This window comes from Pseudomonas sp. TH21, from assembly GCF_016651025.1.
Taxonomy (GTDB): Bacteria; Pseudomonadota; Gammaproteobacteria; order Pseudomonadales; family Pseudomonadaceae; genus Aquipseudomonas; species Aquipseudomonas aylmerensis.
Window position 1 is genome coordinate 635,508 of sequence record NZ_JAEKEQ010000001.1, and the last position, 26,799, is coordinate 662,306.

Annotated in this window: 21 protein-coding genes, 2 tRNA genes and 3 rRNA genes; 15 read left to right on the top strand and 11 right to left on the bottom strand. The window is 59.1% G+C overall.

The genetic code is table 11. The annotated features are described in order from the left end of the window. Positions 1-9 precede the first annotated feature (9 nt). Positions 10-390, bottom strand: coding sequence for a hypothetical protein (locus tag JFU04_RS02680; RefSeq protein ID WP_065900357.1), 381 nt, complete (start codon positions 388-390; stop codon positions 10-12). 147 nt (positions 391-537) lie between these two features. Here JFU04_RS02680 and JFU04_RS02685 point away from each other — a divergent pair, with 147 nt between their 5' ends. Together JFU04_RS02685 and JFU04_RS02690 are read left to right on the top strand one after the other, a co-directional pair. Further along, positions 538-735, top strand: a complete 198-nt coding sequence (locus JFU04_RS02685) for a heavy-metal-associated domain-containing protein (protein ID WP_106805256.1) — start codon at positions 538-540, stop codon at positions 733-735. A gap of 85 nt (positions 736-820) precedes the next feature. Beyond that, the gene (locus tag JFU04_RS02690; RefSeq protein WP_201143473.1) at positions 821-2,014 is read left to right on the top strand and encodes a multidrug effflux MFS transporter; all 1,194 of its coding nucleotides are present in this window, start codon (positions 821-823) and stop codon (positions 2,012-2,014) included. An 8-nt stretch (positions 2,015-2,022) separates the two neighbouring features. Here JFU04_RS02690 and JFU04_RS02695 read toward each other — a convergent pair whose 3' ends face one another. The 3 genes from JFU04_RS02695 to JFU04_RS02705 form a co-directional block, all read right to left on the bottom strand. Then, positions 2,023-2,205, bottom strand: coding sequence for a hypothetical protein (locus tag JFU04_RS02695; RefSeq protein ID WP_027607955.1), 183 nt, complete (start codon positions 2,203-2,205; stop codon positions 2,023-2,025). Between the two features lie 145 nt (positions 2,206-2,350). Next, positions 2,351-3,364, bottom strand: a complete 1,014-nt coding sequence (locus tag JFU04_RS02700; RefSeq protein ID WP_201143474.1) for a zinc-binding alcohol dehydrogenase family protein — start codon at positions 3,362-3,364, stop codon at positions 2,351-2,353. 25 nt (positions 3,365-3,389) lie between these two features. Next, on the bottom strand, positions 3,390-3,683 hold the full coding sequence (locus tag JFU04_RS02705; RefSeq protein WP_065900367.1) for a putative quinol monooxygenase: 294 nt from the start codon (positions 3,681-3,683) through the stop codon (positions 3,390-3,392). 116 nt (positions 3,684-3,799) lie between these two features. On the opposite strand from JFU04_RS02705, the gene JFU04_RS02710 reads away from it, so the two are divergent. Together JFU04_RS02710 and JFU04_RS02715 are read left to right on the top strand one after the other, a co-directional pair. Then, the gene (locus tag JFU04_RS02710; RefSeq protein WP_065900369.1) at positions 3,800-4,729 is read left to right on the top strand and encodes a LysR family transcriptional regulator; all 930 of its coding nucleotides are present in this window, start codon (positions 3,800-3,802) and stop codon (positions 4,727-4,729) included. A gap of 134 nt (positions 4,730-4,863) precedes the next feature. Next, the gene (locus JFU04_RS02715) at positions 4,864-5,559 is read left to right on the top strand and encodes an ArsR/SmtB family transcription factor (protein ID WP_201143475.1); all 696 of its coding nucleotides are present in this window, start codon (positions 4,864-4,866) and stop codon (positions 5,557-5,559) included. 107 nt (positions 5,560-5,666) lie between these two features. Here JFU04_RS02715 and JFU04_RS02720 read toward each other — a convergent pair whose 3' ends face one another. Next, positions 5,667-6,620: an adenosine deaminase gene (locus JFU04_RS02720; RefSeq protein WP_012722045.1), complete on the bottom strand. Its 954-nt coding sequence runs from the start codon at positions 6,618-6,620 to the stop codon at positions 5,667-5,669. Between the two features lie 193 nt (positions 6,621-6,813). On the opposite strand from JFU04_RS02720, the gene JFU04_RS02725 reads away from it, so the two are divergent. Continuing rightward, entirely contained in the window at positions 6,814-7,905 is a 1,092-nt protein-coding gene (locus JFU04_RS02725; protein WP_065900373.1) for a calcium:proton antiporter, read from the top strand. 125 nt (positions 7,906-8,030) lie between these two features. Here JFU04_RS02725 and JFU04_RS02730 read toward each other — a convergent pair whose 3' ends face one another. From JFU04_RS02730 to JFU04_RS02755, 6 genes are all read right to left on the bottom strand, one after another. Further along, the gene (locus JFU04_RS02730; RefSeq protein WP_065900375.1) at positions 8,031-9,389 is read right to left on the bottom strand and encodes an 8-oxoguanine deaminase; all 1,359 of its coding nucleotides are present in this window, start codon (positions 9,387-9,389) and stop codon (positions 8,031-8,033) included. A 181-nt stretch (positions 9,390-9,570) separates the two neighbouring features. Continuing rightward, on the bottom strand, positions 9,571-10,257 hold the full coding sequence (locus JFU04_RS02735; protein WP_201143476.1) for an SDR family oxidoreductase: 687 nt from the start codon (positions 10,255-10,257) through the stop codon (positions 9,571-9,573). A 56-nt stretch (positions 10,258-10,313) separates the two neighbouring features. Continuing rightward, on the bottom strand, positions 10,314-10,895 hold the full coding sequence (locus tag JFU04_RS02740) for an IMPACT family protein (RefSeq protein ID WP_201143477.1): 582 nt from the start codon (positions 10,893-10,895) through the stop codon (positions 10,314-10,316). 11 nt (positions 10,896-10,906) lie between these two features. Further along, positions 10,907-11,566 (bottom strand): TetR/AcrR family transcriptional regulator, encoded by a 660-nt coding sequence (locus JFU04_RS02745; RefSeq protein ID WP_065900379.1) that lies wholly within the window; start codon positions 11,564-11,566, stop codon positions 10,907-10,909. Between the two features lie 86 nt (positions 11,567-11,652). Beyond that, on the bottom strand, positions 11,653-13,047 hold the full coding sequence (locus JFU04_RS02750; RefSeq protein ID WP_065900381.1) for a uracil-xanthine permease family protein: 1,395 nt from the start codon (positions 13,045-13,047) through the stop codon (positions 11,653-11,655). 87 nt (positions 13,048-13,134) lie between these two features. Beyond that, a complete protein-coding gene (locus tag JFU04_RS02755; RefSeq protein ID WP_065900383.1) occupies positions 13,135-14,055 on the bottom strand; it encodes a LysR family transcriptional regulator in 921 nt (306 codons plus the stop codon). A gap of 125 nt (positions 14,056-14,180) precedes the next feature. Between JFU04_RS02755 and JFU04_RS02760 the strand changes: the two genes are divergently transcribed. The 10 genes from JFU04_RS02760 (at position 14,181) to JFU04_RS02805 (ending at position 26,718) form a co-directional block, all read left to right on the top strand. After that, complete coding sequence (locus JFU04_RS02760) at positions 14,181-15,530, top strand: aspartate aminotransferase family protein (protein ID WP_065900385.1); 1,350 nt, start codon at positions 14,181-14,183, stop codon at positions 15,528-15,530. A gap of 39 nt (positions 15,531-15,569) precedes the next feature. Next, a complete protein-coding gene (locus tag JFU04_RS02765) occupies positions 15,570-17,063 on the top strand; it encodes a CoA-acylating methylmalonate-semialdehyde dehydrogenase (protein ID WP_065900387.1) in 1,494 nt (497 codons plus the stop codon). Positions 17,064-17,691: 628 nt separating this feature from the next. Further along, positions 17,692-19,228, top strand: a 16S ribosomal RNA gene (locus JFU04_RS02770). An 82-nt stretch (positions 19,229-19,310) separates the two neighbouring features. Next, positions 19,311-19,387: transfer RNA gene (locus tag JFU04_RS02775), tRNA-Ile, on the top strand. A 30-nt stretch (positions 19,388-19,417) separates the two neighbouring features. Continuing rightward, a tRNA-Ala gene (locus JFU04_RS02780) sits at positions 19,418-19,493 on the top strand. Positions 19,494-19,742: 249 nt separating this feature from the next. Next, positions 19,743-22,634 (top strand): 23S ribosomal RNA (locus JFU04_RS02785). Positions 22,635-22,805: 171 nt separating this feature from the next. Further along, a 5S ribosomal RNA gene (gene rrf, locus JFU04_RS02790) occupies positions 22,806-22,921 on the top strand. The 16S, 23S and 5S rRNA genes sit together here with 2 tRNA genes alongside, the layout of an rRNA operon. 231 nt (positions 22,922-23,152) lie before the next feature. Then, entirely contained in the window at positions 23,153-23,812 is a 660-nt protein-coding gene (locus JFU04_RS02795; protein ID WP_201143478.1) for a paraquat-inducible protein A, read from the top strand. Then, entirely contained in the window at positions 23,799-24,422 is a 624-nt protein-coding gene (locus tag JFU04_RS02800; RefSeq protein WP_065900398.1) for a paraquat-inducible protein A, read from the top strand. Before JFU04_RS02795 ends, JFU04_RS02800 begins: the two co-directional genes overlap by 14 nt. Continuing rightward, a complete protein-coding gene (locus JFU04_RS02805; RefSeq protein WP_120447558.1) occupies positions 24,415-26,718 on the top strand; it encodes a PqiB family protein in 2,304 nt (767 codons plus the stop codon). Before JFU04_RS02800 ends, JFU04_RS02805 begins: the two co-directional genes overlap by 8 nt. Positions 26,719-26,799: the final 81 nt, after the last annotated feature.

Here is a 26,799-nt window from a genome sequence, read left to right on the forward strand (position 1 = left end):
CAAGCGCCTTTAATATTCCAGTGCGGCAGGCTTGAGGTACATACCGTCCGGGCCCTGCGCGATGCGCAATTTGCGTACGTCGCCGACCTTCAGCGTGATGTTCTGCGCCGGCGGCGCGAGCATGCCCGGCAGGCAGCCCGGGGACTGGCCCGGCAACAGCTTCAGGCGTAGCGACACATTGCCGGCGGGCAAGTTGAACGAGGTGGATTGTTCCTGGAACAGCCGGCCTGCCAGCTGGTCCTGGATATATAGGCCGATTTCGCAATTGGTCGGCACTTCCAGGCGTTCGCGGGAAATGATCAGCACCGCATAGTCTTCTGCGGCACTGGCCGTGGGCGCAATGGCAGACAAGCTCATCAGGCCGACAAGGCCAAAAAACGACCAGCGCATGGCGAATGCTCCGTGGATTGAATCAAAGATGAGTGAAGCTTGGCCGACGTCGCCGCCGAATACCAGCCCGGCAGATCATCCTGGAACTTGACCTTGCCATCGTGGCAAGGTCGAGACTGGGTTCAACCTCATCAAAGGAGTCATGTCATGCAAGTATTCAGCGTTGAAGGAATGACCTGCGGCCACTGCGTTCGGGCCGTCACCCAGGCGGTGCAGAACGAGGACCCGGCCGCGAGCGTGAAGGTCGACCTGGCGGCGAAGGAAGTGGGGGTGGAAAGCCGTCTGTCTGCCGAGCAGGTGATCAGCCTGATCAGTGAAGAAGGCTACAGCGCCAAGCTCGCCTGACCCGCTCAAATAGTTAGCGAGCTATCGTGTTAAATGCACCCAAGCGCGGCTAGACTGTCGGGCTGCCGACACACTTGGGTGCCTGATGAACCTCCGTATAATCCTGATTCTGGGTGCCTTGAGCGCCTTCGCGCCGCTGGCGATCGATTTCTATCTGCCGGGCTTTCCAGCCATGGCCACCGCGTTCGCGACCGACGAAAAACACATCCAGCTGACCCTGGCGGTGTATTTCGGCGGCCTGGCCATCGGCCAATTGATCTACGGTCCGCTGGCGGACCGCTTTGGTCGGCGCGGCCCGCTGCTCAGCGGCGTGACCCTGTTTACCCTGGCCTCCTTCGCCTGTGCCTTTGCGCCGTCATTGGAATGGCTGATCGGCGCGCGCTTCGTGCAGGCCCTCGGCGGTTGCGCCGGCATGGTGATTTCCCGCGCGGTGGTCAGCGACAAATGTGATGCGGTGGGCTCGGCCAAAGTGTTTTCCCAACTGATGCTGGTCACCGGCCTGGCGCCGATCCTCGCGCCGTTGGCCGGTGGGCTGATGGTCGGCTTGTGGGGCTGGCAGTCGATTTTCCTGGCGCTGTCGATCTTCAGCGTAATGGCCGCCGTCGCCGTGGCCGTGGGGTTGCCCGAGACGTTCCCGACCCATCAACCACGCCAGCCTTTGTCTGGATCGCTGCGCCGCTACGGTTCGCTGCTGTCAGACCGGGTCTACCTCGGCTATGCGCTGACCGGCGGCATCTCGATTGCCGGGATGTTTGCCTACATCGCCGGTTCGCCTTTCGTGTTTATCAAGCTGTATGGCGTGCCCGCCGAGCATTACGGCTGGGTCTTCGGTTCCAACGCCGCCGGCTTTATCCTGATGGCCCAGGTGAACGCACGCCTGCTGGCCAAGCGCGGCCCGGCGTTTTTGCTGTCGCGCACGGTCTGGCTTTACATGCTGGCCGCGTTGACGCTGCTGGGTATCGCAGCCTTGCGCACCGACGCGCTGTGGCCGCTGCTGGTGCCGCTGTTTATCTGCATCGCGAGCCTGGGCTGCATTTTGCCCAACACCTCGGCCTGCGCCATGGCCGGGCAGGGCGCCCGGGCGGGCAGTGCTTCGGCGTTGCTCGGCTGCATCCAGTTTGGCGTGGCGGCGGGCGCCGCGTCGTTGGTCGGCGTGTTGCATGACGGCACGGCGATGCCGATGGCCATGGTCATCAGCTTGTGCGGTGTATTGGCGGTGACGATTGCGATGTCGACCCAGCGCCTGCAACGGGCGAGGGCCCTGCAGGCGCAGGCCTGAAATGCGGGTCAGCCAGCGGCGGAACGTTGCTGGCTGAGCGGGAAGCGGTGGGGCGCCTGGATACGGGCTTGCAGGGTGTCGGCAAAGGCTCGGGCCTCGGCTTCACTGCGAAACGTAAACGCGTCGCCGTCGAGACGAACTTGCCATTTATTGCCTGGAGATTTTGCTAACGCTTTTATCAGGATTTTCATTGCTGACTTCCTCACGTAAAAGAATCGTGGCAAAGGCGGCCAATATAAACCCGAATACGCTCACAAATATGACAAAGATCAACTCTCTGACTAGCGGCGTCGTCCCTTACCTACAGGAATAAGGGACGACGCTGACAGACCGTTTTTAGAAGCCTTCCAGCACGATCTTGCCCTTGGCCTTGCCGCTTTCGAGCAGCGCATGGGCGCGGCGCAGGTTCTCGGCGTTGATCACGCCGAAGTGCTCGCCCACCGTGGTTTTCAAGGTGCCGGCGTCAATCAGCTCGGCCACGCGGTTGAGCAGGTTGTGCTGCTCGATCATGTCCGGGGTCTCGAACATCGAGCGCGTGTACATGAACTCCCAGTGCAGCGACAGGCTCTTGCGCTTGAGTGTGCTCACGTCCAGCGCCTTGGGATCGTCAATCAGTGCCAGCTTGCCCTGGGGTTGCAGGGCTTCCACCAGTTGTTCGAGGTGATGGTCGGTCTGGGTCAGGCTGGCAACGTGGGTCACTTGCGGGTGGCCGGCGGCTTTCAGCGCTTCGCCCAGCGGTTGGCTGTGGTCGATCACCAGGTCGGCGCCGAGGTCCTTGGCCCAGGCCTGGGTTTCCGGGCGCGAGGCGGTGCCGATGACTTTCAGTGCTGTCAGTTGGCTGGCCAACTGGGTCAGGATCGAACCCACGCCACCGGCCGCGCCGACGATCAGCAGGCTCTGGCTCTCGTCCTCTTTACTCTCACGGACCTGCAGGCGTTCGAACAGCAGTTCCCAGGCGGTGATGGCGGTCAGGGGCAGCGCGGCAGCCTCGGCAAAACCCAGGCTCTTGGGCATATGGCCGACGATGCGCTCGTCCACAGTGTGCAACTCGCTGTTGCCACCTGGGCGCACCAGGGAGCCGGCGTAGAACACCTTGTCGCCGGCCTTGAACAGTGTCACTTCGCTGCCGACGGCCTTGACCACACCGGCCACATCCCAGCCCAGCACCTTGGCGTCGCCGTTTTCCGGGGCGACGTTCTGGCGCACCTTGGTGTCAACCGGGTTGACCGAGATGGCTTTGACTTCCACCAGCAGGTCGCGTGGACCGGCGACCGGTGCTGGCAGTTCGATGTCTTGCAGGGCGCTGGGATCGTTGATCGGCAGGGATGCGTAGTAGGCAATGGCTTTCATGATGGCTCCGGAAAAAGGGCAGTGATCAGGCGAGAAATTTCAGGCGCTTGAGTTCGAAGTGTTCGATCACATCGGCGGCCTTGGCGCGAAAACTCTGGATGTGTGCGCTCTGGTCGTGGTCCGCCAGTGCGGCGTCATCGGCCCAGCGTTCGAGCATGTAGAAGGTCTCGGGGTGTTGCAGGTCCTGGTGCAGGTCGTATTGCTCGCAACCGGCTTCCAGGCGGGTGGGTTCCAGCAGGCCGCGCAGCAGGGTTTCCAGGGTGGCCTGTTGGCCGGGCTTGGCGATCAGCGTGGCAATGACGTTAAAGGCAGTGGACATGGCAACTCCAGACACGTGATGAACGGGATGTACAGATGATTGGCTATTTCCCGTGAAGATAAAAGCGGCTAAAACAGCAGTCTGTTTCAACGAAATTTTGATAATGGATGGGATGCATGCTGCGTTTTGACGATTTGCAGTTGTTTGTTCGCGCAGCCGACCTGGGCAGCCTTTCGGCTGCAGCGCGGGTCATGGACCTGTCGCCCGCCGTGGCCAGCGCGGCACTCAAGCGGATTGAAGAGCAACTGGGCACGCGCCTGCTGGCCCGGTCCACGCGCAGCCTGCGCCTGACTGCCGAAGGCGAGGGTTTCCTCGAATACGCGCGCGCCGCGTTGGGCGCGCTGGATGAGGGGCGGCGCCTGTTGGCCAGCGGCCAGGACCATGTCAGCGGCGTGCTGCAACTGTCGGCGCCGTCGGATTTCGGCCGCAACCAGCTGCTGCCGTGGCTGGATGAGTTCCAGCGTGAACACCCGCAACTCACCGTACGTTTATTGTTGGGTGATCGAATCGCCGACCTGTTCCGCCAGCCGGTGGATATCGCCCTGCGTTATGGCGAGCCTGAAGACTCAAGCCTGATTGCGCTGCCCGTGGCTCCCGAGAATGTCCGAGTGCTGTGTGCCGCGCCCAGCTACCTCGCGCGCCACGGGGAGCCCCGGCACCTGGAACAATTGGCCCAGCACAACTGCCTGTTGTACATGCTCGGCAGCCGGGTCCACGACCATTGGAGTTTCCACGACGGCAAGCGTGAAGTCAGCCTGACGGTCTCGGGTGATCGTTTCAGCGACGACGCCGACGTGGTGCGACGCTGGGCGGTGGCTGGCGTGGGCATTGCCTACAAGTCATGGCTGGATGTGAGCACCGATGTGCTGGCCGGGCGCTTGCGATTGATCCTGCCGGAGCTGCGCGGCGAGCGAACGCCATTGAATCTGTTGTGCGCCCACCGTGCGCAGTTGAGCAAACCCATCAACCTGCTGCGGGAAATGCTCGTGGCTCGCTGTGCGACATTGACCGCGCAAAGGCCAGAGCGCCCGCGCGCTTCGCAGTAGCCTCCATCAAAGCAGGAAATTTCACTCAGAGCCTGTCCCTATCCGTGCTGTCGGACGTCGCGGAACCGCGGGTTTGCGCACCTATACTTCGGCACCAACCGCAGCAGATAAATGATTCAACAGGGAGTGGATAGATGGAACAGGCACCTTGCATCAGTCAGATCGCCAGCTTGCTCGCCGAGCCCAAGCGTACCGCCATGCTATGGGCATTGATGGACGGCTCGGCCAAGTCTTGCGCCGAACTGGCCTCCCTCGCCGAGCTGTCACCGGCGTCCGCCACTGCACACCTGGCACGGCTGACCGGCAGCGGCCTGCTGCGGGTCGAAGCTCGACGCGGCCAGCGGCTGTTTCGCATGGCGGCAGCGGACGTCAGCAGCGCCATCGATGCCCTGGCCACGACGACCATGGCCAGTGCCGTGCGTTCTGCCCCCGAGTCGTCGCCGCCGGCCTTGATGGCGCCTGCGTCGTTGCGCCACGCACGGTTATGCCACGGTCACCTGGGCGGCGAGCTGGCGGCGGGGGTGTATCAACGGATGATCGACGCAGGATGGATCGAGCGCGCTGAGCAGCGCACCGACGTCACATTCAAGGGCGCGCAGCGTTTGGCGAGGCTGGGTATTTTCACGCCGGCGCTGGCGTCACCGCTGGTGTGCGATTGTTTTGACTGGAGCCAGCACCAACCGCACCTGGGAGGGGCGTTGGGTGCAGGGTTGCTACAACTGTTTGTGCAGTCGGGCTGGATTCGCGCGGTCAACGAGTCCCGCGCCTTGCTGGTCAGCGATACCGGGCTGGCGGAAATCACTCGGCTCGCCGCGCCGGAGCAGGCTTGAGGTGAAGAGGTCGCCGTTGGAGCGGGCTTGCTCGCAAAGGCGGCGTGTCAATCAGTCGGTGTCTGACTGATCTGCCGCCTTCGCCAGCAAGCCCGCGTCCGGCGCCGTCAGGGTTTTACCAGTCGCGCGTCCAGGCTGTTCTGCGCCAGGCGTTTGGCCTGGTCCTGGGTCATGCCCAGCGAGGTGTACAGCGCGTGGAAGTTCTCGGTGACATAGCCGCCGAAGTACGCCGGATCATCCGAGTTCACCGTCACCTTCACGCCACGCTCGAGCATGTCGAGGATGTTGTGCTGCGCCATGTCGTCGAACACGCACAGTTTGGTGTTGGACAACGGGCAGACGGTCAGCGGGATCTGCTCGTCGATGATACGCTGCATCAGGCGTTCGTCTTCGATGGCGCGCACGCCATGGTCGATACGCTGGATTTTCAGCAGGTCGATGGCTTCCCAGATGTACTCGGGCGGGCCTTCTTCGCCGGCGTGGGCGACAGTGAGGAAGCCTTCGTGGCGGGCACGGTCGAACACGCGCTGGAACTTGCTCGGCGGGTGGCCCATTTCCGAACTGTCCAGGCCCACGGCCACGAACGCGTCACGGAACGGCAGCGCCTGGTCGAGGGTTTTCTCGGCCTCGGCTTCGCTCAGGTGGCGCAGGAAGCTGAGGATCAAGCCGCTGGTGATACCCAGTTGCTGCTCGCCATCTTTGAGGGCCGCGGCGATACCGTTGAGCACCACTTCGAATGGGATGCCACGGTCGGTATGGGTCTGCGGATCGAAGAACGGTTCGGTATGGATCACGTTCTGTTCTTTGCAGCGCAGCAGGTAGGCCCAGGTCAGGTCATAGAAATCCTGGGAGGTGCGCAGCACGTCGGCGCCCTTGTAATACAGGTCGAGAAACTCTTGCAGGTTGTTGAAGGCGTAGGCCTTGCGCAGGGTTTCAACGTCGTTCCACGGCAGCGCGATCTTGTTGCGCTCGGCCAGGGCGAACAGCAGCTCAGGCTCCAGCGAGCCTTCCAGGTGCAGGTGCAATTCAGCCTTGGGCAGGGCGTTGAGCCAATCGTACATTTCTATAATTCTCATCAGGTGCAATGGCGGCATTCTACAGGTCATGACTGAAATAATCGGCAAAACCTGACCGGCAGAAGAGTTTTGGTGGGTTCGCGCAAGGGCCGCGTGAACTAAGGTGTAACGAAACGTTAGCGGCGTGACGCAGTCTGTACCCCATCAATGACTGATTTGCCGTCCTAAAAGGCCCGGAATGCTCACATCCCTCAAGCAAGAAAAATTCATGTTGCTGGCGCTGATTGCCGCCATCGCCGCCTACCCGTTGGAGCACTGGATGCTGCACAGCGGGCAGATGGTCGCGCTGCTGGCCGGCGTGGTGCTGATCGCGTTTATCGTGGTGGCCTCGATGCGCGTGGCGCACCATGCCGAGCAGTTGGCGGAAAAGGTCGGCGACCCCTACGGCACGATGATCCTGACCCTCGCCGCCGTACTGGTGGAAGTGGTGATCCTGGCGATCATGATGAGTAATGAGCCGTCGCCGACCCTGGTACGCGACACCATCTATTCGGCAGTGATGCTCGATATCAACGGCATCCTCGGCCTGGCGGCGTTGATGGGCGGCATCAAGCATGGCGAACAGTCCTACAACGATGATTCGGCACGCACCTACAGCGTGATGATCCTCACCGCCATGGGCGTGTCGATGGTGGTGCCGGAATTCATCCCCGAGGCCGACTGGAAAATTTACTCGGCCTTCACCATCGGTGCGATGGTGGTGCTCTACACCCTGTTCCTGAGAATGCAGGTAGGGCCGCACAGTTATTTCTTCAGCTACAGCTACCCGGAAAAGCGTCGCAAGAAACTGCCGGAAGAGGAGCAGGCGCCGCCGGTGAACCTGGCGTTCTCCATCGGCACCCTGGTGTTTGGCGTGATTGTGATTGGCGCACTGGCCGAAGTGATGTCCAAGACGCTCGACCTGGGCCTGGAAGGTACGGGAGCACCGCCGGTCATCACTGCGATTGTGGTCGCGGCGATTTCAGCGGCACCGGAAATCCTGACGGCCTTGCGCGCCGCCCTGGCCAACCGCATGCAATCGGTGGTCAACATCGCGTTGGGTGCATCCTTGTCGACGGTGATCCTGACGGTGCCGGTCATGGAGGCCATGGCGCTCTACACCGGCCAGCCGTTCCAGATGGCGATGACGCCGGTGCAGACGGTGATGGTGTTTATCACGCTGATTGTCAGCGCGATCAACCTCAACGATGGCGAAACCAACGCTATCGAAGGGATGACCCACTTTGTGCTGTTTGCGACGTTTATCATGCTGTCGTTGCTGGGTTTGTAAACACGGCGCAATCCATGTCGGAGCCGGGCTTGCCCGCGATGGCGGTGGTTCAGTCACTCTAATGTCGACTGTCAGGCAGCTATCGCAGGCAAGCCAGCTCCCACATTTTGATGGCGTTTCTTCCGTTAAATTGGGTTGATCAGTTCACGCGCCGCCTGGCTGTGATCGGCAATCAAGCCTTTGAGGTCCAGGCCTTCAACCTGCCCGTCGATCACACGCCACTGGCCGCCGATCATCACCCGGTCCGCACGGTCCGCACCGCACAGCAGCAGGGCGGAAATCGGGTCGTGGCTGCCGGAGAAGCGCAGCTCATCGAGCTTGAACAGCGCCAGGTCGGCCTGTTTGCCAACGGCCAACTCGCCGATATCCGTACGCCCCAGCAGCTGCGCCGAACCCTTGGTCGCCCAGCCCAGTACGCCTTCTGGCGTGATCTTCTCGGCACCATAACGCAGGCGCTGGATGTACAGGGCCTGGCGGGTCTCGAGGATCATGTTCGAGGCATCATTGGAGGCCGAGCCGTCCACGCCCAGGCCGATAGGCGCGCCGGCGGCGAGCAGGTCCAGGGTCGGACAGATGCCAGACGCCAGGCGCATGTTCGAACTCGGGCAGTGGCAGATGCCGGTACCGGCCGCTCCCAGGCGCGCGATTTCATCCGGGTTGAAGTGAATACCATGGGCCAGCCAGGTGCGCGGGCCGAGCCAGCCGACACTGTCGAGGTAGTCCACTGTGCGCAGGCCGAAACGCTGCAGGCAGAAGTCTTCTTCATCGAGGGTTTCCGCCAAGTGGGTGTGCAGGCGCACATCGAGTTGGTCGGCCAGTTCCGCGCTGGCGCGCATGATTTCCGGCGTGACGGAAAACGGCGAGCAGGGCGCCAGGGCAATCTGGATCTGCGCGCCGTCGCCCCGCTGGTGGTATTCGCGGATCAGGCGTTGGCTGTCGTCAAGGATCACTTGGCCTTGTTGCACAGTCTGCTGCGGCGGCAGGCCGCCGTCGGCTTCGCCCAGGCTCATGGAGCCGCGGGTGAGCATGGCGCGCATGCCCAGTTCGCGCACGCTTTGCACCTGTACATCGATGGCATTTTCCAGGCCGTCGGGGAACAGGTAGTGGTGATCGGCCGCCGTGGTGCAGCCCGAGAGCAGCAGCTCGGCGAGTGCAACTTTAGTGGCCAGCGCGAGTTTTTCCGGGGTCAGCCGTGCCCATACCGGGTACAGGGTTTTCAACCAGGGAAACAACGGCTGGTTGACCACCGGCGCCCAGGCGCGGGTCAGGGTCTGATAGAAATGGTGGTGGGTGTTGATCAGCCCCGGGAGGATCACGTGTTCGCGCGCGTCGAACACCTGCGCGCAGGGTTGTGCGGGGGCTTGGCCCAGGGGCAGCAGCTCGGTGATCACCCCGTCTTGCAGCACCAGGCCGCCACGGGCGTCGAGGCCGTTGGCAGTGAAAATAGCGAGGGGGTTTTTTAACCAGATACGGGTCGCAGGCATTGGCCGGCTCCTCTGAATGATGGGTTCAGGTTTGCCAGCTCAGTGTTGCCCTGTCTGCTGATCCAGGGTCGCCGGTGAGGGCGAGATGCAGAGTCTACTTGTAGTCTATGTTCGGGTCTATCTGTAGGAACGCGCTGCTTTTGAGACCATCGCCGGCAAGCGTTCCCACAGTGGAGTGGCGTTACCAGGCGATGGTGTCGCCCTTGTAGTCGATGAAGTGATGGCCGCCCTTGCCGGTGTAGGCGTTCACCTGGGCCACCAGGCCGCGCACGCTGGTGTCGACATCGATATGCGCGTTTTCGCCGCCCATGTCGGTCTTCACCCAGCCCGGATGCAGCGACAGCACGGTGAGCTTGTGGTCACCGAGTTGCGTGATAAAGCTGTTGGTCATCGAGTTGAGCGCGGCCTTGCTCGCCTTGTACAGCGCCAGGTCCGAGCCATCGGGGATGGTCACGCTGCCCAGCACCGAACTCATGAACGCCAGCACACCGCTGTCCTTGCGGATCTGCCCGACAAAGCGCTGGGCCAGGTTGATCGGCGCCACGGCGTTGGTGAAGAACAGCTGGCCGACTTCCGCCAGGGTGGCATGACCAGGTTCCTGATTGGCGGGGCCCTTGACGCCGGCGTTGACGAACAGCAGGTCGAAGGTGCGGTCCTTGAGGCGCTGGTTCAGGGCGATCACGGCTTGTTGATCGTCCATGTCGAGCTTCTCGATCTGCACCGGGCCGACGGCTTTGAGGGCATCGGCCTTGTTCGGATCACGCACGGTGGCGGTCACGTCCCAGCCATCCTTGAGCAATTGCTTGACCAGGCCAAGGCCCAGCCCGCGCGAGGCGCCGATGATCAGTGCGGTTTTTGGCGTAGACATGAAGGGCTTCCTTTGAAATCGCGGTTCAGGGAATTCAGTGCACAACAGTAGCAGTTTCAGCGTTGCAGCAGGATACGTCCTCGGCTCAAGTCGGCGAGCTGGGTTTGCAGGGTGTCGATCTGGTTTTCGCCCAGGGCCAGTTGCAGCTCCACGCCGTTGGCGGTGAAGTTTTCCTCGACGACGAGCCCGCCGAGTTCGGCGACGCGCAGCTTGACCAGGTTCAGTTCGGAGAAGCTGCAGGCGCAACTCAGCGGCACGCGGCTGATCAGCTCGATGCGCTCGGCGGCCTGCAGGCATTTATTCGCGCCGCCGCCATAGGCGCGCGCGAGGCCGCCGGTACCCAGTTGGATGCCGCCGTACCAGCGGATCACCAGCACGGCGACCTGATCGAATCCTTGTGCCTCGATGGCCGCAAGGATCGGCCGCCCAGCGGTGCCGCCAGGTTCACCGTCGTCATTGCTACGGTATTGATCGGCGAGCTTCCAGGCCCAGCAGTTGTGCGTGGCGTTCAAGTCGCTGTGTTGCTCGAAAAACGCCTGGGCGTCCTGCGGGCTGGTGATCGGTGCGGCGAGGGTGATAAAGCGGCTTTTGCGAATTTCTTCGCGAAACTCGCAAAGGCCGGTAAGCGTGAAAGGCATAAGTCGCGTCTTCAGGGGGCCGGCTTGACGCCACAGCCTTTGAGAATGATGTGGATCAGGTTGGTCCCGGCGTCTTCCATGTCTTGCTTGGTCAGCTTGGTGCGCCCGGTGACACGGCAGATCTGGGTGGCGAAGTCGGCGTAATGCTGGGTGCTGCCCCACAACAGGAAGATCAGGTGCACCGGGTCGACCGGGTCCATCTTGCCGGCATCCATCCAGGCCTGGAACACCGCCGCCCGGCCGCTGAACCAGGCGCGGTAGTCCTGGCTGAAATATTCGGTCAGGCATTCGCCGCCGCTGATGATCTCCATCGCGAAGATCCGCGAGGCCTGGGGTTGGCGCCGCGAGAATTCCATCTTGGTGCGAATGTAGCGGGTGAGGGCTACAGCCGGGTCATCATCGGCGGTCAGGGCGTTGAAAGTGCTGTCCCACAACTCCAGGATATTGCTGAGCACCGCGATATACAGGCCCAGTTTGTTGGTGAAGTAGTAATGCAGGTTGGCCTTGGGCAGCCCGGCGCTCGCGGCAATCGTATTCATGCTGGTGCCTTTGTAGCCATGGCGCGCGAACTCATCTTCAGCAGCCTGGAGAATCGCTTGTTCGTTCTTTTGCCGAATGCGGCTGGCGGGTTTACCGGCGGGGTTGCTGTGGGCAGGAACTTCGAGGCTCATGGAGGTTTCCGTGCTGATCGAGATGGCGACGTGTGCACAGATAACCCACCCTCAAGCCTCAGACAAGTCCCGATGCAATAAAACCGTCAAAGCGGTTCCAGGCTGTCGCTTTCCGACGCGCGGTTTGCGGCAACCGAGGTCGCTTTGGTTTCCGGCAGTAATAGGCACAACACAATCGCCGTCAGCCCGCCGCTGGTGATGGCCGAGTCGAACAGGTTCTGCACCAGGACGGGCATCAAGTGCAGCAGGTTGGGTTGGGCGGCAATGCCCAGGCCGACGCCGAATGAAGTGGCGATGATCAGCATGCTGCGCCGGTCCAGCGGCGCCTGGGCCAGGATGCGCACGCCCGCGGCGGCCACGCTGCCGAACATCACCAGGGTCGCACCGCCCAGCACCGGCTTGGGGATCTGCTGCAGCACCGCGCCAATCAACGGGAACAGGCCCAGGGCGAACAGCACCACGCCGATGTACAGCCCGACGTAACGGCTGGCCACGCCGGTGAGTTGGATCACGCCGTTGTTCTGCGCAAAGGTGGTGTTGGGGAAGGCGCTGAAGGTGGCGGCGATCATGCAGCTGACGCCATCGCCGAGCACGCCGCCTTTAAGCCGGCTTATATAAGCAGGGCCGCTGATGGGTTGACGGGCGATCATGCAGTTGGCCGTGAGGTCGCCCACGGTTTCGATACTGCTGATCAGATAAATCAGCGCGATTGGCAGGAATGCGCTCCAGTCGAAGTTGAAGCCGAAGCGAAACGGTATCGGCAGGCTGACCAGAGGCAAATCGGGCAGGGCGTGTGGCACCAGCTTGCCACTGAACCATGCCGCCAGGCTGCCGAGGGCCAACCCGATAATGATGGCCGAGAGGCGCACCCACGGCGTGTTGGAGCGATTGAGCAGGATGATCGTCAGTACCACGAACAGGCCCAGCGCCAGGTTGGTCGGGGCGCCGAAGTCCGGGGCATTGAAGCCGCCGCCCAAATCCGTGATGCCGACCTTGATCAGGCTGATGCCGATCAGCGTGATGACAATCCCTGTGACCAACGGGGTGATGACCCGGCGCAACTGGCCGATGAAACGACTCAACACGATTTGTACCGCCGCGCCGAAAAAGCACACACCGAAGATCATCGCCAGGATGTCTTCCGGGCTGCCGCCACGTTGCTTGACCAGGAACCCTGCGGACAACACCGCGCCGAGAAACGCAAAGCTGGTGCCCTGCAGGCAGATCATCCCGGCGCCAATGCCGAATGGCCTGCGGGCCTGGATGAAGGTTCCTACGCCGGACACCATCAAAGCCATGCTGATCAGGTAGGGCAAGTGGGCGGTAAGGCCCAGCGTGGACCCGATGATCAGCGGCGGGGTGATGATGCCGACGAAGGCGGCCAACACATGTTGCAAGGCGGCCAGCAGGGAGGGCAGCGGTTTCGGTCGGTCATTCAGGCCGTAGATCAGGTCACTGGGGCTGGTGGATTCTGGTGGCATGGTGGGCAACTCGAGGCGGACGGTTCAAGGTCCTCGTACCCTTGCAAAAAACTGTCCAACTGCTCAGCTTTTTGCGCAGGCCCCGAGTTAGCGCGTTGCTGCCAGGCTTTCCAGGAAACTTTCCAGCACCAAATGAGGGCGACGTCCCTTGCGCGTGACCGATGCGAGGCTCAAATCGTAAAAACGTGTAGTCGGTTTCAGCGCGCGCAGTCGGCCTTGTTGCACCCACAGGCTGGCGTAGTGGTCGGGCAGGTAGCCGATGTAGCGACCGGTCAGAATCAGGAACGCCATGCCCTCGCGGTCGGAGGCGCTGGCGGTGCAGTTGAGCGCCTGGTAATGAGCTTGGATCTCGGCGGGCAGGCGGAAGGTGGGGGCGATGGCGTCCTGGGTGTCGATGCGCGCGTCGTCGAGTTGCTTGTCATCGGCATAGAACAGCGGGTGGCCGACGGCGCAGTAGAGCAGCGAGCGTTCGCTGTACAACGGCTGGTATTCGAGGCCGGAGAGGGCGCTGGCCTGGGGTACCACGCCGACGTGCAGGCGACCGTCGAGTACCCCTTGTTCCACTTCATTGGGCGCGATCATGCGGATCTGGATCTGCACGTCCGGGCCGCGTTCCTTCAACTGCGCCAACGCGTGCGTGATGCGCATGTGGGGCAGGGTGACCAGGTTGTCGGTCAGGCCGATGATCAACTCGCCGCGCAGGTGCTGGTGCAGGCCGTTGACCTCGGTACGAAAGCTTTCCAGGGCACTTAATAGCTGCAGCGCCGATTGGTAGACCTCGCGGCCCTCTTCGGTAAGGGAAAAACCGGCGCGGCCGCGCTGACAGAGTCTTAATCCGAGCCGCTGCTCCAGGTCGCTCATCTGCTGGCTGATCGCGGAGCGACCGATACCGAGTACGGTCTCCGCCGCCGAAAAGCCGCCGCACTCGACCACGCTGCGAAAGATGCGCAGCAGGCGAATATCGAAGTCGCTGACTTGGGCCAGAGGATCGGGTCGACGGCTGCTCATAGTTTAGTAAAGGCCTGACTGAAGGTTAGAAGAGTTGGATTTCACCGACTTTATCCCCGTGGCAATTTAGCTGCAACAACGCTTTTCAATCCCGACGCTGCCTTTTGCCCTGCGAGGTTTTGCTGATGAACATGCCCGAAAACGCCCCTTCGTCCCTGGCCAGCCAACTGAAGTTGGATGCGCACTGGATGCCCTACACGGCCAACCGTAACTTCCAGCGTGACCCAAGGCTGATCGTCGCCGCCGAAGGCAGTTGGCTGACGGATGACAAGGGCCGCAAGGTCTACGATTCGCTGTCGGGCCTGTGGACCTGTGGCGCCGGGCACACTCGCAAGGAAATCCAGGAAGCCGTCGCCAAGCAGTTGGGCACCTTGGACTACTCCCCGGGCTTCCAATACGGTCATCCGTTGTCTTTCCAGCTGGCAGAAAAGATCACCGATCTGACCCCGGGCAACCTCAACCACGTGTTCTTCACCGACTCCGGTTCCGAGTGCGCCGACACGGCGGTGAAGATGGTGCGTGCCTACTGGCGCCTGAAGGGCCAGGCCACCAAGACCAAGATGATCGGCCGTGCCCGTGGTTACCACGGGGTGAACATCGCCGGTACCAGCCTGGGCGGCGTCAACGGCAACCGTAAACTGTTTGGCCAGGGCTTGATGGATGTTGACCATCTGCCGCACACCTTGCTGGCGAGCAATGCGTTCTCGCGTGGCATGCCGGAGCAGGGCGGCATTGCCTTGGCCGATGAGCTGCTCAAACTGATCGAATTGCATGACGCGTCGAACATCGCCGCCGTGTTTGTCGAGCCGATGGCCGGTTCCGCCGGCGTGCTGGTACCGCCGCAGGGCTACCTCAAGCGTCTGCGTGAGATTTGCGACCAGCACAACATCCTGTTGGTGTTCGACGAAGTGATCACCGGTTTCGGCCGTACCGGCTCGATGTTCGGCGCCGACAGCTTCGGTGTGACCCCGGACCTGATGTGCATCGCCAAGCAAGTCACCAACGGCGCGATCCCGATGGGCGCGGTGATTGCCAGCAGCGAGATCTATCAGACCTTCATGAACCAGGCGACGCCTGAGTACGCGGTGGAATTCCCTCACGGCTACACCTACTCGGCGCACCCGGTAGCCTGCGCTGCCGGCCTTGCGGCATTGGACCTGCTGCAGAAGGAAAACCTGGTGCAGAGCGTAGCCGAAGTCGCCCCGCACTTTGAGAATGCGCTGCACGGCTTGAAGGGCAGCAAGAACGTGATCGACATCCGTAACTATGGCCTGGCCGGTGCGATCCAGATTGCCCCGCGTGACGGTGATGCGATCGTGCGTCCATTCGAGGCCGGCATGGCGTTGTGGAAGGCCGGTTTCTACGTGCGCTTTGGCGGCGACACCCTGCAGTTCGGGCCAACCTTCAACAGCAAGCCGCAGGACCTGGATCGTCTGTTCGATGCGGTCGGCGAAGTGCTGAACAAGATCGACTGATTTCTCCTTCTATATAGAACAACTTTTCAGGAGCCCTGCATGAGCCTTATCCAGCATTTGATCAACGGTGAGTTGGTCAACGACAGCGGTCGAAGCGCCGACGTCTACAACCCATCCACCGGCCAGGTCATTCACCAGGTGCCGTTGGCCAGCCGTGAAACCATTCAACAGGCGATCGACTCGGCCAAGGCAGCGTTTCCAGCCTGGCGTAATACCCCGCCGGCCAAGCGCGCCCAGGTGATGTTCCGTTTCAAGCAATTGCTGGAGCAGAACGAAGCACGCATCTCGCAGTTGATCAGTGAAGAGCACGGCAAGACGCTGGAAGATGCTGCCGGTGAGCTCAAGCGCGGGATCGAGAACGTTGAGTACGCGTGCTCGGCGCCGGAAATTCTCAAGGGTGAGTACAGCCGCAACGTCGGGCCGAACATTGATGCGTGGTCGGACTTCCAGCCGTTGGGTGTGGTGGCGGGCATCACCCCGTTCAACTTCCCGGCGATGGTGCCGCTGTGGATGTACCCATTGGCGATCGTCTGCGGTAACTGTTTCATCCTCAAGCCGTCCGAGCGCGACCCGAGTTCGACGCTGCTGATTGCACAACTGCTGCAGGAAGCCGGTTTGCCCAAGGGCGTGCTGAGCGTGGTGCACGGCGACAAGGGCGCGGTGGATGCGTTGATCGAGGCACCGGAAGTCAAGGCGCTGAGCTTTGTTGGTTCGACGCCGATTGCCGAATACATCTATGCCGAGGCAACCAAACGCGGCAAGCGCGTCCAAGCACTGGGCGGCGCGAAGAACCATGCGGTATTGATGCCGGACGCGGATCTGGATAACGCGGTCAGCGCGTTGATGGGCGCGGCCTATGGTTCGTGTGGCGAGCGTTGCATGGCGATCTCGGTGGCGGTGTGCGTGGGTGATCAGGTGGCGGATGCGTTGATCGCCAAACTGGTACCGCAGGTCAAGGCGCTGAAGATTGGTGCGGGCACGTCCTGCGGCCTGGATATGGGGCCGTTGGTGACGGGGCAGGCACGGGATAAAGTCAGTGGCTATATAGAAGACGGCGTGGCGTCGGGCGCTGAGCTGGTGGTCGACGGGCGTGGTTTGAGTGTTGCCGGGCATGAAGAGGGCTTCTTCCTGGGCGGTAGCCTGTTCGACCGCGTGACGCCTGAGATGCGTATCTATAAGGAAGAGATCTTCGGACCGGTGCTGTGCGTGGTCCGGGTGAGCAGCCTGGAAGCGGCGATGCAACTGATCAACGATCACGAATACGGTAATGGCACGTGCATCTTCACCCGTGACGGTGAAGCGGCCCGGCTGTTCTGTGACGAGATTGAAGTGGGCATGGTCGGCGTGAACGTTCCATTGCCGGTGCCGGTCGCGTATCACAGCTTTGGTGGCTGGAAGCGTTCGCTGTTTGGCGACTTGCATGCCTATGGACCGGATGGCGTGCGCTTCTATACCCGTCGCAAGGCGATTACCCAGCGTTGGCCGCAGCGCGCCAGCCATGAAGCGTCGCAGTTTGCCTTCCCTAGCCTGTAAGGCAGGGTAAGTACAAAGCCGGCCCCTTGGGGCCGGCTTTCGCGTTTTCGGGGGCTTTTTGACCGATATGACAGAAATGTGAAAAAAGGTGTTGACGGCAGATTCTGGAAGTCTATAATTCGCCCCACTTCCGGCGCAGTCGAAACGGAAAACTCCTTGATAAACAAAGAGTTACGCGAGATTCGACAGCGACTTGCTTCAGTTCATCGAAGCCCAGAAGGAGTTGGTAGGGCAGTGTTGTTTGGCTCTATTAACGTTTCGATCTTCTCGGTCGAAAGCGGAGAAAAGAGGTGTTGACAGCAGCGTGTAACGCTGTAGAATTCGCCTCCCGCTAACGAGAGATCGGAAGCGCAAGTGGTTGAAGTTGTTGAAGAAATCTTCGAAAACTTCTGAAAATAATCACTTGACAGCAAATGAGGCTGCTGTAGAATGCGCGCCTCGGTTGAGACGAAAGATCTTAACCAACCGCTCTTTAACAACTGAATCAAGCAATTCGTGTGGGTGCTTGTGGAGTCAGACTGATAGTCAACAAGATTATCAGCATCACAAGTTACTCCGCGAGAAATCAAAGATGTAACCAACGATTGCTGAGCCAAGTTTAGGGTTTCTTAAAAACCCAAAGATGTTTGAACTGAAGAGTTTGATCATGGCTCAGATTGAACGCTGGCGGCAGGCCTAACACATGCAAGTCGAGCGGTAGAGAGAAGCTTGCTTCTCTTGAGAGCGGCGGACGGGTGAGTAATGCCTAGGAATCTGCCTGGTAGTGGGGGATAACGTTCGGAAACGGACGCTAATACCGCATACGTCCTACGGGAGAAAGCAGGGGACCTTCGGGCCTTGCGCTATCAGATGAGCCTAGGTCGGATTAGCTAGTTGGTGGGGTAATGGCTCACCAAGGCGACGATCCGTAACTGGTCTGAGAGGATGATCAGTCACACTGGAACTGAGACACGGTCCAGACTCCTACGGGAGGCAGCAGTGGGGAATATTGGACAATGGGCGAAAGCCTGATCCAGCCATGCCGCGTGTGTGAAGAAGGTCTTCGGATTGTAAAGCACTTTAAGTTGGGAGGAAGGGCAGTTGCCTAATACGTAACTGTTTTGACGTTACCGACAGAATAAGCACCGGCTAACTCTGTGCCAGCAGCCGCGGTAATACAGAGGGTGCAAGCGTTAATCGGAATTACTGGGCGTAAAGCGCGCGTAGGTGGTTTGTTAAGTTGGATGTGAAATCCCCGGGCTCAACCTGGGAACTGCATTCAAAACTGACTGACTAGAGTATGGTAGAGGGTGGTGGAATTTCCTGTGTAGCGGTGAAATGCGTAGATATAGGAAGGAACACCAGTGGCGAAGGCGACCACCTGGACTGATACTGACACTGAGGTGCGAAAGCGTGGGGAGCAAACAGGATTAGATACCCTGGTAGTCCACGCCGTAAACGATGTCAACTAGCCGTTGGGAGCCTTGAGCTCTTAGTGGCGCAGCTAACGCATTAAGTTGACCGCCTGGGGAGTACGGCCGCAAGGTTAAAACTCAAATGAATTGACGGGGGCCCGCACAAGCGGTGGAGCATGTGGTTTAATTCGAAGCAACGCGAAGAACCTTACCAGGCCTTGACATCCAATGAACTTTCTAGAGATAGATTGGTGCCTTCGGGAACATTGAGACAGGTGCTGCATGGCTGTCGTCAGCTCGTGTCGTGAGATGTTGGGTTAAGTCCCGTAACGAGCGCAACCCTTGTCCTTAGTTACCAGCACGTAATGGTGGGCACTCTAAGGAGACTGCCGGTGACAAACCGGAGGAAGGTGGGGATGACGTCAAGTCATCATGGCCCTTACGGCCTGGGCTACACACGTGCTACAATGGTCGGTACAGAGGGTTGCCAAGCCGCGAGGTGGAGCTAATCCCATAAAACCGATCGTAGTCCGGATCGCAGTCTGCAACTCGACTGCGTGAAGTCGGAATCGCTAGTAATCGCGAATCAGAATGTCGCGGTGAATACGTTCCCGGGCCTTGTACACACCGCCCGTCACACCATGGGAGTGGGTTGCACCAGAAGTAGCTAGTCTAACCTTCGGGAGGACGGTTACCACGGTGTGATTCATGACTGGGGTGAAGTCGTAACAAGGTAGCCGTAGGGGAACCTGCGGCTGGATCACCTCCTTAATCGACGACATCAGCTGCTCCATAAGTTCCCACACGAATTGCTTGATTCATTGAAGAAGACGATAAGAAGCAGCCCGAAATTGGGTCTGTAGCTCAGTTGGTTAGAGCGCACCCCTGATAAGGGTGAGGTCGGCAGTTCGAATCTGCCCAGACCCACCAATTTTGTGTGGGAAACGCCTGTAGAAATACGGGGCCATAGCTCAGCTGGGAGAGCGCCTGCCTTGCACGCAGGAGGTCAACGGTTCGATCCCGTTTGGCTCCACCACTACTGCTTCTGAAAGTTTTGAAAGCTTAGAAATGAGCATTCCATCAAGTTGATGGTGAATGTTGATTTCTAGTCTTTGATTAGATCGTTCTTTAAAAATTTGGGTATGTGATAGAAAGATAGACTGAACGTTACTTTCACTGGTAACGGATCAGGCTAAGGTAAAATTTGTGAGTTCTCTTAATTGAGAAATTCGAATTTTCGGCGAATGTCGTCTTCACAGTATAACCAGATTGCTTGGGGTTATATGGTCAAGTGAAGAAGCGCATACGGTGGATGCCTTGGCAGTCAGAGGCGATGAAAGACGTGGTAGCCTGCGAAAAGCTTCGGGGAGTCGGCAAACAGACTTTGATCCGGAGATGTCTGAATGGGGGAACCCAGCCATCATAAGATGGTTATCTTGTACTGAATACATAGGTGCAAGAGGCGAACCAGGGGAACTGAAACATCTAAGTACCCTGAGGAAAAGAAATCAACCGAGATTCCCTTAGTAGTGGCGAGCGAACGGGGACTAGCCCTTAAGTGGCTTTGAGATTAGCGGAACGCTCTGGAAAGTGCGGCCATAGTGGGTGATAGCCCTGTACGCGAAAATCTCTTAGTCATGAAATCGAGTAGGACGGAGCACGAGAAACTTTGTCTGAATATGGGGGGACCATCCTCCAAGGCTAAATACTACTGACTGACCGATAGTGAACTAGTACCGTGAGGGAAAGGCGAAAAGAACCCCGGAGAGGGGAGTGAAATAGATCCTGAAACCGTATGCGTACAAGCAGTGGGAGCAGACTTTGTTCTGTGACTGCGTACCTTTTGTATAATGGGTCAGCGACTTATTTTCAGTGGCGAGCTTAACCGAATAGGGGAGGCGTAGCGAAAGCGAGTCTTAATAGGGCGTCTAGTCGCTGGGAATAGACCCGAAACCGGGCGATCTATCCATGGGCAGGTTGAAGGTTGGGTAACACTAACTGGAGGACCGAACCGACTACCGTTGAAAAGTTAGCGGATGACCTGTGGATCGGAGTGAAAGGCTAATCAAGCTCGGAGATAGCTGGTTCTCCTCGAAAGCTATTTAGGTAGCGCCTCATGTATCACTGTAGGGGGTAGAGCACTGTTTCGGCTAGGGGGTCATCCCGACTTACCAAACCGATGCAAACTCCGAATACCTACAAGTGCCGAGCATGGGAGACACACGGCGGGTGCTAACGTCCGTCGTGAAAAGGGAAACAACCCAGACCGTCAGCTAAGGTCCCAAAGTTATGGTTAAGTGGGAAACGATGTGGGAAGGCTTAGACAGCTAGGAGGTTGGCTTAGAAGCAGCCACCCTTTAAAGAAAGCGTAATAGCTCACTAGTCGAGTCGGCCTGCGCGGAAGATGTAACGGGGCTCAAACCATACACCGAAGCTACGGGTATCACGTAAGTGATGCGGTAGAGGAGCGTTCTGTAAGCCTGTGAAGGTGAGTTGAGAAGCTTGCTGGAGGTATCAGAAGTGCGAATGCTGACATGAGTAACGACAATGGGTGTGAAAAACACCCACGCCGAAAGACCAAGGTTTCCTGCGCAACGTTAATCGACGCAGGGTTAGTCGGTCCCTAAGGCGAGGCTGAAAAGCGTAGTCGATGGAAAACAGGTTAATATTCCTGTACTTCTGGTTATTGCGATGGAGGGACGGAGAAGGCTAGGCCAGCTTGGCGTTGGTTGTCCAAGTTTAAGGTGGTAGGCTGAGATCTTAGGTAAATCCGGGATCTTAAGGCCGAGAGCTGATGACGAGTTATCTTTTAGATAACGAAGTGGTTGATGCCATGCTTCCAAGAAAAGCTTCTAAGCTTCAGGTAACCAGGAACCGTACCCCAAACCGACACAGGTGGTTGGGTAGAGAATACCAAGGCGCTTGAGAGAACTCGGGTGAAGGAACTAGGCAAAATGGCACCGTAACTTCGGGAGAAGGTGCGCCGGTGAGGGTGAAGGACTTGCTCCGTAAGCTCATGCCGGTCGAAGATACCAGGCCGCTGCGACTGTTTATTAAAAACACAGCACTCTGCAAACACGAAAGTGGACGTATAGGGTGTGACGCCTGCCCGGTGCCGGAAGGTTAATTGATGGGGTTAGCTAACGCGAAGCTCTTGATCGAAGCCCCGGTAAACGGCGGCCGTAACTATAACGGTCCTAAGGTAGCGAAATTCCTTGTCGGGTAAGTTCCGACCTGCACGAATGGCGTAACGATGGCGGCGCTGTCTCCACCCGAGACTCAGTGAAATTGAAATCGCTGTGAAGATGCAGTGTATCCGCGGCTAGACGGAAAGACCCCGTGAACCTTTACTATAGCTTTGCACTGGACTTTGAATTTGCTTGTGTAGGATAGGTGGGAGGCTTTGAAGCGTGGACGCCAGTCTGCGTGGAGCCATCCTTGAAATACCACCCTGGCAACTTTGAGGTTCTAACTCAGGTCCGTTATCCGGATCGAGGACAGTGTATGGTGGGTAGTTTGACTGGGGCGGTCTCCTCCTAAAGAGTAACGGAGGAGTACGAAGGTGCGCTCAGACCGGTCGGAAATCGGTCGTAGAGTATAAAGGCAAAAGCGCGCTTGACTGCGAGACAGACACGTCGAGCAGGTACGAAAGTAGGTCTTAGTGATCCGGTGGTTCTGTATGGAAGGGCCATCGCTCAACGGATAAAAGGTACTCCGGGGATAACAGGCTGATACCGCCCAAGAGTTCATATCGACGGCGGTGTTTGGCACCTCGATGTCGGCTCATCACATCCTGGGGCTGAAGCCGGTCCCAAGGGTATGGCTGTTCGCCATTTAAAGTGGTACGCGAGCTGGGTTTAGAACGTCGTGAGACAGTTCGGTCCCTATCTGCCGTGGACGTTTGAGATTTGAGAGGGGCTGCTCCTAGTACGAGAGGACCGGAGTGGACGAACCTCTGGTGTTCCGGTTGTCACGCCAGTGGCATTGCCGGGTAGCTATGTTCGGAATAGATAACCGCTGAAAGCATCTAAGCGGGAAACTAGCCTCAAGATGAGATCTCACTGGAACCTTGAGTTCCCTGAAGGGCCGTCGAAGACTACGACGTTGATAGGTTGGGTGTGTAAGCGCTGTGAGGCGTTGAGCTAACCAATACTAATTGCCCGTGAGGCTTGACCATATAACACCCAAGCAATTTGCTTGCTTCGAGCTGAAAGGCAAAAGAGCACCAGATTGCGGTGTGTGAAGACGAAATGAACCGAAAGTTCGACGCTCACAAAACACCGAAAGCTATCACATACCCAATTTGCTGAAGCGAGGCCATCATGGTCACGACTCAGTACCCGAATTTCTTGACGACCATAGAGCATTGGAACCACCTGATCCCATCCCGAACTCAGCAGTGAAACGATGCATCGCCGATGGTAGTGTGGGGTTTCCCCATGTGAGAGTAGGTCATCGTCAAGATTAAATTCCAGAACCCCTGTTTGCTAACGCAGACAGGGGTTTTGTTTTGGGCGGTCGAAAAGTAAGTGGGTGGCCGCAGCCCCCGCCATCAGCTCAAGCCGTCCTAACCCCCCGACTCCCCTATCCGGTATGTCCATGTGGGTCCCCAAGCCCCGACAAATTTGCACAGTTATTTCTGAACCAGACCACTAGAATAGGCACCTAACCTTTTTTAGAGTCAGAGCCCTATCTATGCCCGATCCGGTTGATGCCCCTGAGGTGTCGGATTTACCACTGGACGACCTGGTGGCATGCCATGAGTGCGACTTGCTGATGCGCAAACCCAAGCTTGCCCTCGGCGAAAAAGCCCAATGCCCGCGTTGCGGTTACGAGCTGTACGCTCACCGCCACAATGTCGTTGAGCGAAGTCTCGCCTTGGTGCTCGCGGCGCTGTTGCTGTACATCCCCGCGAACTTTTTGCCCATCATGCAGCTCAATCTACTCGGGCAGTCCTCGGAAGACACCGTGTGGAGTGGCGTGGTCGGCTTGTTTGATACCGGCATGCAAGGCGTCGCCGCCGTTGTGTTCCTGTGCAGCATGGGGATTCCCTTGCTCAAGCTGCTCTGCCAGCTCGCAGTCCTGCTCAGCATTCGTTGGAAGGTGGGCCGCAGCTATGGGCTGTTGCTGTACCGCATTTACCACCACCTCAAAGACTGGGGGATGCTGGAGGTCTACCTGATGGGCGTACTGGTGGCGATCGTAAAGCTCGCCGACATGGCCTCTATCACGGTCGGCTTGGGGCTCGCGTGTTTTGTCAGTCTATTAATGGTTCAGGTACTGCTTGAGGTGGTGATGTCGCCCCACCAGGTCTGGCAAGCGTTGTCAGGAGAGGATGATCATGCGGGCGATTGATGCAGGCATTCTGATTTGTACCGAATGCCACGAGTTGAACAAACAGGCAGCGGACACCGATGAGCAAACCTGCACTCGCTGCGGTGCGCTGATCCATGCCCGGCGTCCAAACAGCCTCACCCGCACCTGGGCGTTGTTGATCACGGCGGCCATTTTGTATATCCCCGCCAACCTGCTGCCTATCATGACCATCAATTCCCTCGGCCAGGGTGATCCCAGTACCATCATGGCCGGTGTGATCCAGTTGGTGCAGCACGGTATGTTTCCCATCGCGGCGGTGGTATTTATCGCCAGTATCCTGGTGCCCACGTTCAAGCTGGTAGGCATTGGCCTGCTACTGTTCTCTGTACAGCGCCACCAACCGCTGTCCGCGCAACAGCGCATTGTGATGTACCGCTTCATCGAATTCATTGGACGTTGGTCCATGCTGGATATCTTCGTGATCGCCATCCTGGTGGCGGTTGTAAACTTTGGGCGACTTGCCAGTGTCGAGGCAAACCTCGGCGCCGCGGCGTTCGCCAGTGTGGTGATCTTGACGATGCTTGCCGCAGTAACTTTCGATCCCCGACTGATTTGGGATAACACGGAGTCGGACGACGACCATGAGTGATTTGCCTAAAGCTAAAACCCGCCCGGCCTCCAACTGGTCGGCCATTTGGGTGTTACCCCTGATTGCCCTGATCATCGGCGGTTGGTTGGGGTGGCGCGCCTATTCCCAACAGGGCATCGAGATCCAGGTGCGCTTTGAAAGTGGCGAAGGTATCCAGGCCAACAAAACAGAAGTGGTCTACAAAGGTATGTCCGTGGGCAAGGTCAAGACCTTGGCCCTGGACGACGAGGGCAGTAACCGTGGGGTGATTGCCACCATCGAGATGAACAAGGACGTCGACCAATATCTCAAGACCAATACGCGCTTCTGGCTGGTCAAGCCGAGTGTCAGCCTCGCCGGTATTACCGGCCTGGAAACCTTGGTGTCGGGTAATTACATCGCCGCCAGCCCGGGTGATGGTGAGCCCACGCGCAAATTCAAGGCGCTCTCCGAAGAGCCGCCGTTGTCAGACGCCAAGCCCGGCCTGCACCTGACCATCAAGGCTGATCGCCTCGGCTCGCTGAACCGTGGCAGTCCAGTGTTCTATAAACAGATCCAGGTTGGCCAGGTCAAAAGCTACCTGCTTTCCGAGGACCAGAGCACCGTAGAGATCAAGGTCTACATCGAGCCGACCTACGCGAGCCTGGTGCGCAAACACACACGTTTCTGGAACGCCAGCGGCATCAGCATCGACGCCAATCTTTCCGGCGTGAAAGTACGCAGTGAATCGCTCTCCAGTATCGTCGCCGGCGGGATTGCCTTCGCCACGCCGGAGAACCGCAAGGACAGCCCACCGACGGATCCGAGCCTGCCGTTCCGCTTGTATGAAGACTTCGACGCCGCCGCTGCTGGCATCAAGGTCAAGGTCAAGCTCACCGACTTCGAAGGCCTGCAGGCTGGCCGTACGCCCGTCATGTACAAAGGCATCCAGGTCGGCAGCCTGAAAACCTTGAAGATCGACCCTGACCTGTCCAGCGCCAATGCCGAGTTGACGCTCGACCCATTGGCCGAAGACTACCTGGTGCAGGACACCCAGTTCTGGGTGGTCAAACCCTCCATCTCCCTGGCGGGCATCACCGGGCTGGAAGCCCTGGTCAAGGGTAACTACATCGCCATTCGCCCTGGTGACAAAGGCAGCGCGCCGCAACGCGAATTCGTTGCGCGGGCCAAGGCACCGCCGCTGGACCTGCGCTCCCCAGGCCTGCACATGGTGCTGTTCACTGACAACCTCGGTTCCCTGGATGTCGGTAGCCCGATTCTCTATAAACAGGTCAAGGTCGGTTCGGTGCAGAGCTATCAGTTCTCGCGCAAGAACAAGCAACTGGTGATCGGCGTTCATATCGAGAAGGAATACGAAAACCTGGTCAACGGCTCGACGCGTTTCTGGAATGCCAGCGGCGTCACCCTGACCGGCGGGCTCACTGGCGGCATCCAGGTGAAAAGTGAATCCCTGGCCAGCTTGATGGCCGGCGGTATCGCCTTCGAAACCCCGGAACCCAATGTGCCGCTGAAAAAACGCATCCCGCGCTTCCGTCTCTTTGCCGATCGCGAGGCCGCCAATCAACGCGGCACCCTGGTGACCATCAAGGTCGACCGCGCCGACGGCATGCGTCCTGGCACGCCGGTGCGTTTCAAAGGCCTGGATGTCGGCAAGATCGAGAGCGTCGACCTGAGCGCCGATATGCAGTCGGTGCTGCTCAGCGCGCGCATCACCCAAGTGGCGGATCGCATCGCGCGTGTCGGTAGCCAGTTCTGGGTGGTAAAGCCTGAGCTGGGCCTGATGAAAACCTCCAACCTGGAAACCCTGGTTACCGGGCAGTACATCGAGGTGCAGCCGGCGGCGAAAAATGCCGGTCCACAGAAGAGCTTTGTCGCGCTGGATCAGCCGCCTGAAGCGGTCCACCAAGAGGCAGGCCTGAGCCTGACACTCAGTGCCGCACGGCGTGGTTCGTTGAAGGAAGGCGTACCGGTGACTTACCGCGAAGTCACCGTGGGCAAAGTCACCGGCTACGAGTTGGGCCAGACCGCCGACCGCGTGCTGATCCACATCCTGATCGAGCCGAAGTACGCGCCGCTGGTACGCGGTGGCAGCCGCTTCTGGAACACCAGCGGTTTCGGTCTCGATTTTGGCCTGTTCAAAGGCGCGACGGTACGCACCGAGTCGTTGGAGACCCTGGTCTCCGGCGGTATCGCTTTCGCCACGCCAGACGGCGAGCGCATGGGCAACGCCGCACGGCCGCAGCAAACCTTTCCGCTGTTCGACAAGTTCGAAGAGGAATGGCTGACTTGGGCGCCTAAAATTCCGCTCGGCAAGTAAACCGAGGCGAGGCTATCGCGGGCAAGCCCGGCTCCCACATTCGACTGCATTCTTATAGGAAAACCCGGTCAACTGTGGGAG

Bases quoted from the DNA above. Each gene is read 5' to 3' on its own strand.
- JFU04_RS02680 (WP_065900357.1), bottom strand. From the start codon at position 390: ATGCGCTGGTCGTTTTTTGGCCTTGTCGGCCTGATGAGCTTGTCTGCC.
- JFU04_RS02685 (WP_106805256.1), top strand. From the start codon at position 538: ATGCAAGTATTCAGCGTTGAAGGAATGACCTGCGGCCACTGCGTTCGG.
- JFU04_RS02690 (WP_201143473.1), top strand. From the start codon at position 821: ATGAACCTCCGTATAATCCTGATTCTGGGTGCCTTGAGCGCCTTCGCG.
- JFU04_RS02695 (WP_027607955.1), bottom strand. From the start codon at position 2,205: ATGAAAATCCTGATAAAAGCGTTAGCAAAATCTCCAGGCAATAAATGG.
- JFU04_RS02700 (WP_201143474.1), bottom strand. From the start codon at position 3,364: ATGAAAGCCATTGCCTACTACGCATCCCTGCCGATCAACGATCCCAGC.
- JFU04_RS02705 (WP_065900367.1), bottom strand. From the start codon at position 3,683: ATGTCCACTGCCTTTAACGTCATTGCCACGCTGATCGCCAAGCCCGGC.
- JFU04_RS02710 (WP_065900369.1), top strand. From the start codon at position 3,800: ATGCTGCGTTTTGACGATTTGCAGTTGTTTGTTCGCGCAGCCGACCTG.
- JFU04_RS02715 (WP_201143475.1), top strand. From the start codon at position 4,864: ATGGAACAGGCACCTTGCATCAGTCAGATCGCCAGCTTGCTCGCCGAG.
- JFU04_RS02720 (WP_012722045.1), bottom strand. From the start codon at position 6,620: ATGTACGATTGGCTCAACGCCCTGCCCAAGGCTGAATTGCACCTGCAC.
- JFU04_RS02725 (WP_065900373.1), top strand. From the start codon at position 6,814: ATGCTCACATCCCTCAAGCAAGAAAAATTCATGTTGCTGGCGCTGATT.
- JFU04_RS02730 (WP_065900375.1), bottom strand. From the start codon at position 9,389: ATGCCTGCGACCCGTATCTGGTTAAAAAACCCCCTCGCTATTTTCACT.
- JFU04_RS02735 (WP_201143476.1), bottom strand. From the start codon at position 10,257: ATGTCTACGCCAAAAACCGCACTGATCATCGGCGCCTCGCGCGGGCTG.
- JFU04_RS02740 (WP_201143477.1), bottom strand. From the start codon at position 10,895: ATGCCTTTCACGCTTACCGGCCTTTGCGAGTTTCGCGAAGAAATTCGC.
- JFU04_RS02745 (WP_065900379.1), bottom strand. From the start codon at position 11,566: ATGAGCCTCGAAGTTCCTGCCCACAGCAACCCCGCCGGTAAACCCGCC.
- JFU04_RS02750 (WP_065900381.1), bottom strand. From the start codon at position 13,047: ATGCCACCAGAATCCACCAGCCCCAGTGACCTGATCTACGGCCTGAAT.
- JFU04_RS02755 (WP_065900383.1), bottom strand. From the start codon at position 14,055: ATGAGCAGCCGTCGACCCGATCCTCTGGCCCAAGTCAGCGACTTCGAT.
- JFU04_RS02760 (WP_065900385.1), top strand. From the start codon at position 14,181: ATGAACATGCCCGAAAACGCCCCTTCGTCCCTGGCCAGCCAACTGAAG.
- JFU04_RS02765 (WP_065900387.1), top strand. From the start codon at position 15,570: ATGAGCCTTATCCAGCATTTGATCAACGGTGAGTTGGTCAACGACAGC.
- JFU04_RS02795 (WP_201143478.1), top strand. From the start codon at position 23,153: ATGCCCGATCCGGTTGATGCCCCTGAGGTGTCGGATTTACCACTGGAC.
- JFU04_RS02800 (WP_065900398.1), top strand. From the start codon at position 23,799: ATGCGGGCGATTGATGCAGGCATTCTGATTTGTACCGAATGCCACGAG.
- JFU04_RS02805 (WP_120447558.1), top strand. From the start codon at position 24,415: ATGAGTGATTTGCCTAAAGCTAAAACCCGCCCGGCCTCCAACTGGTCG.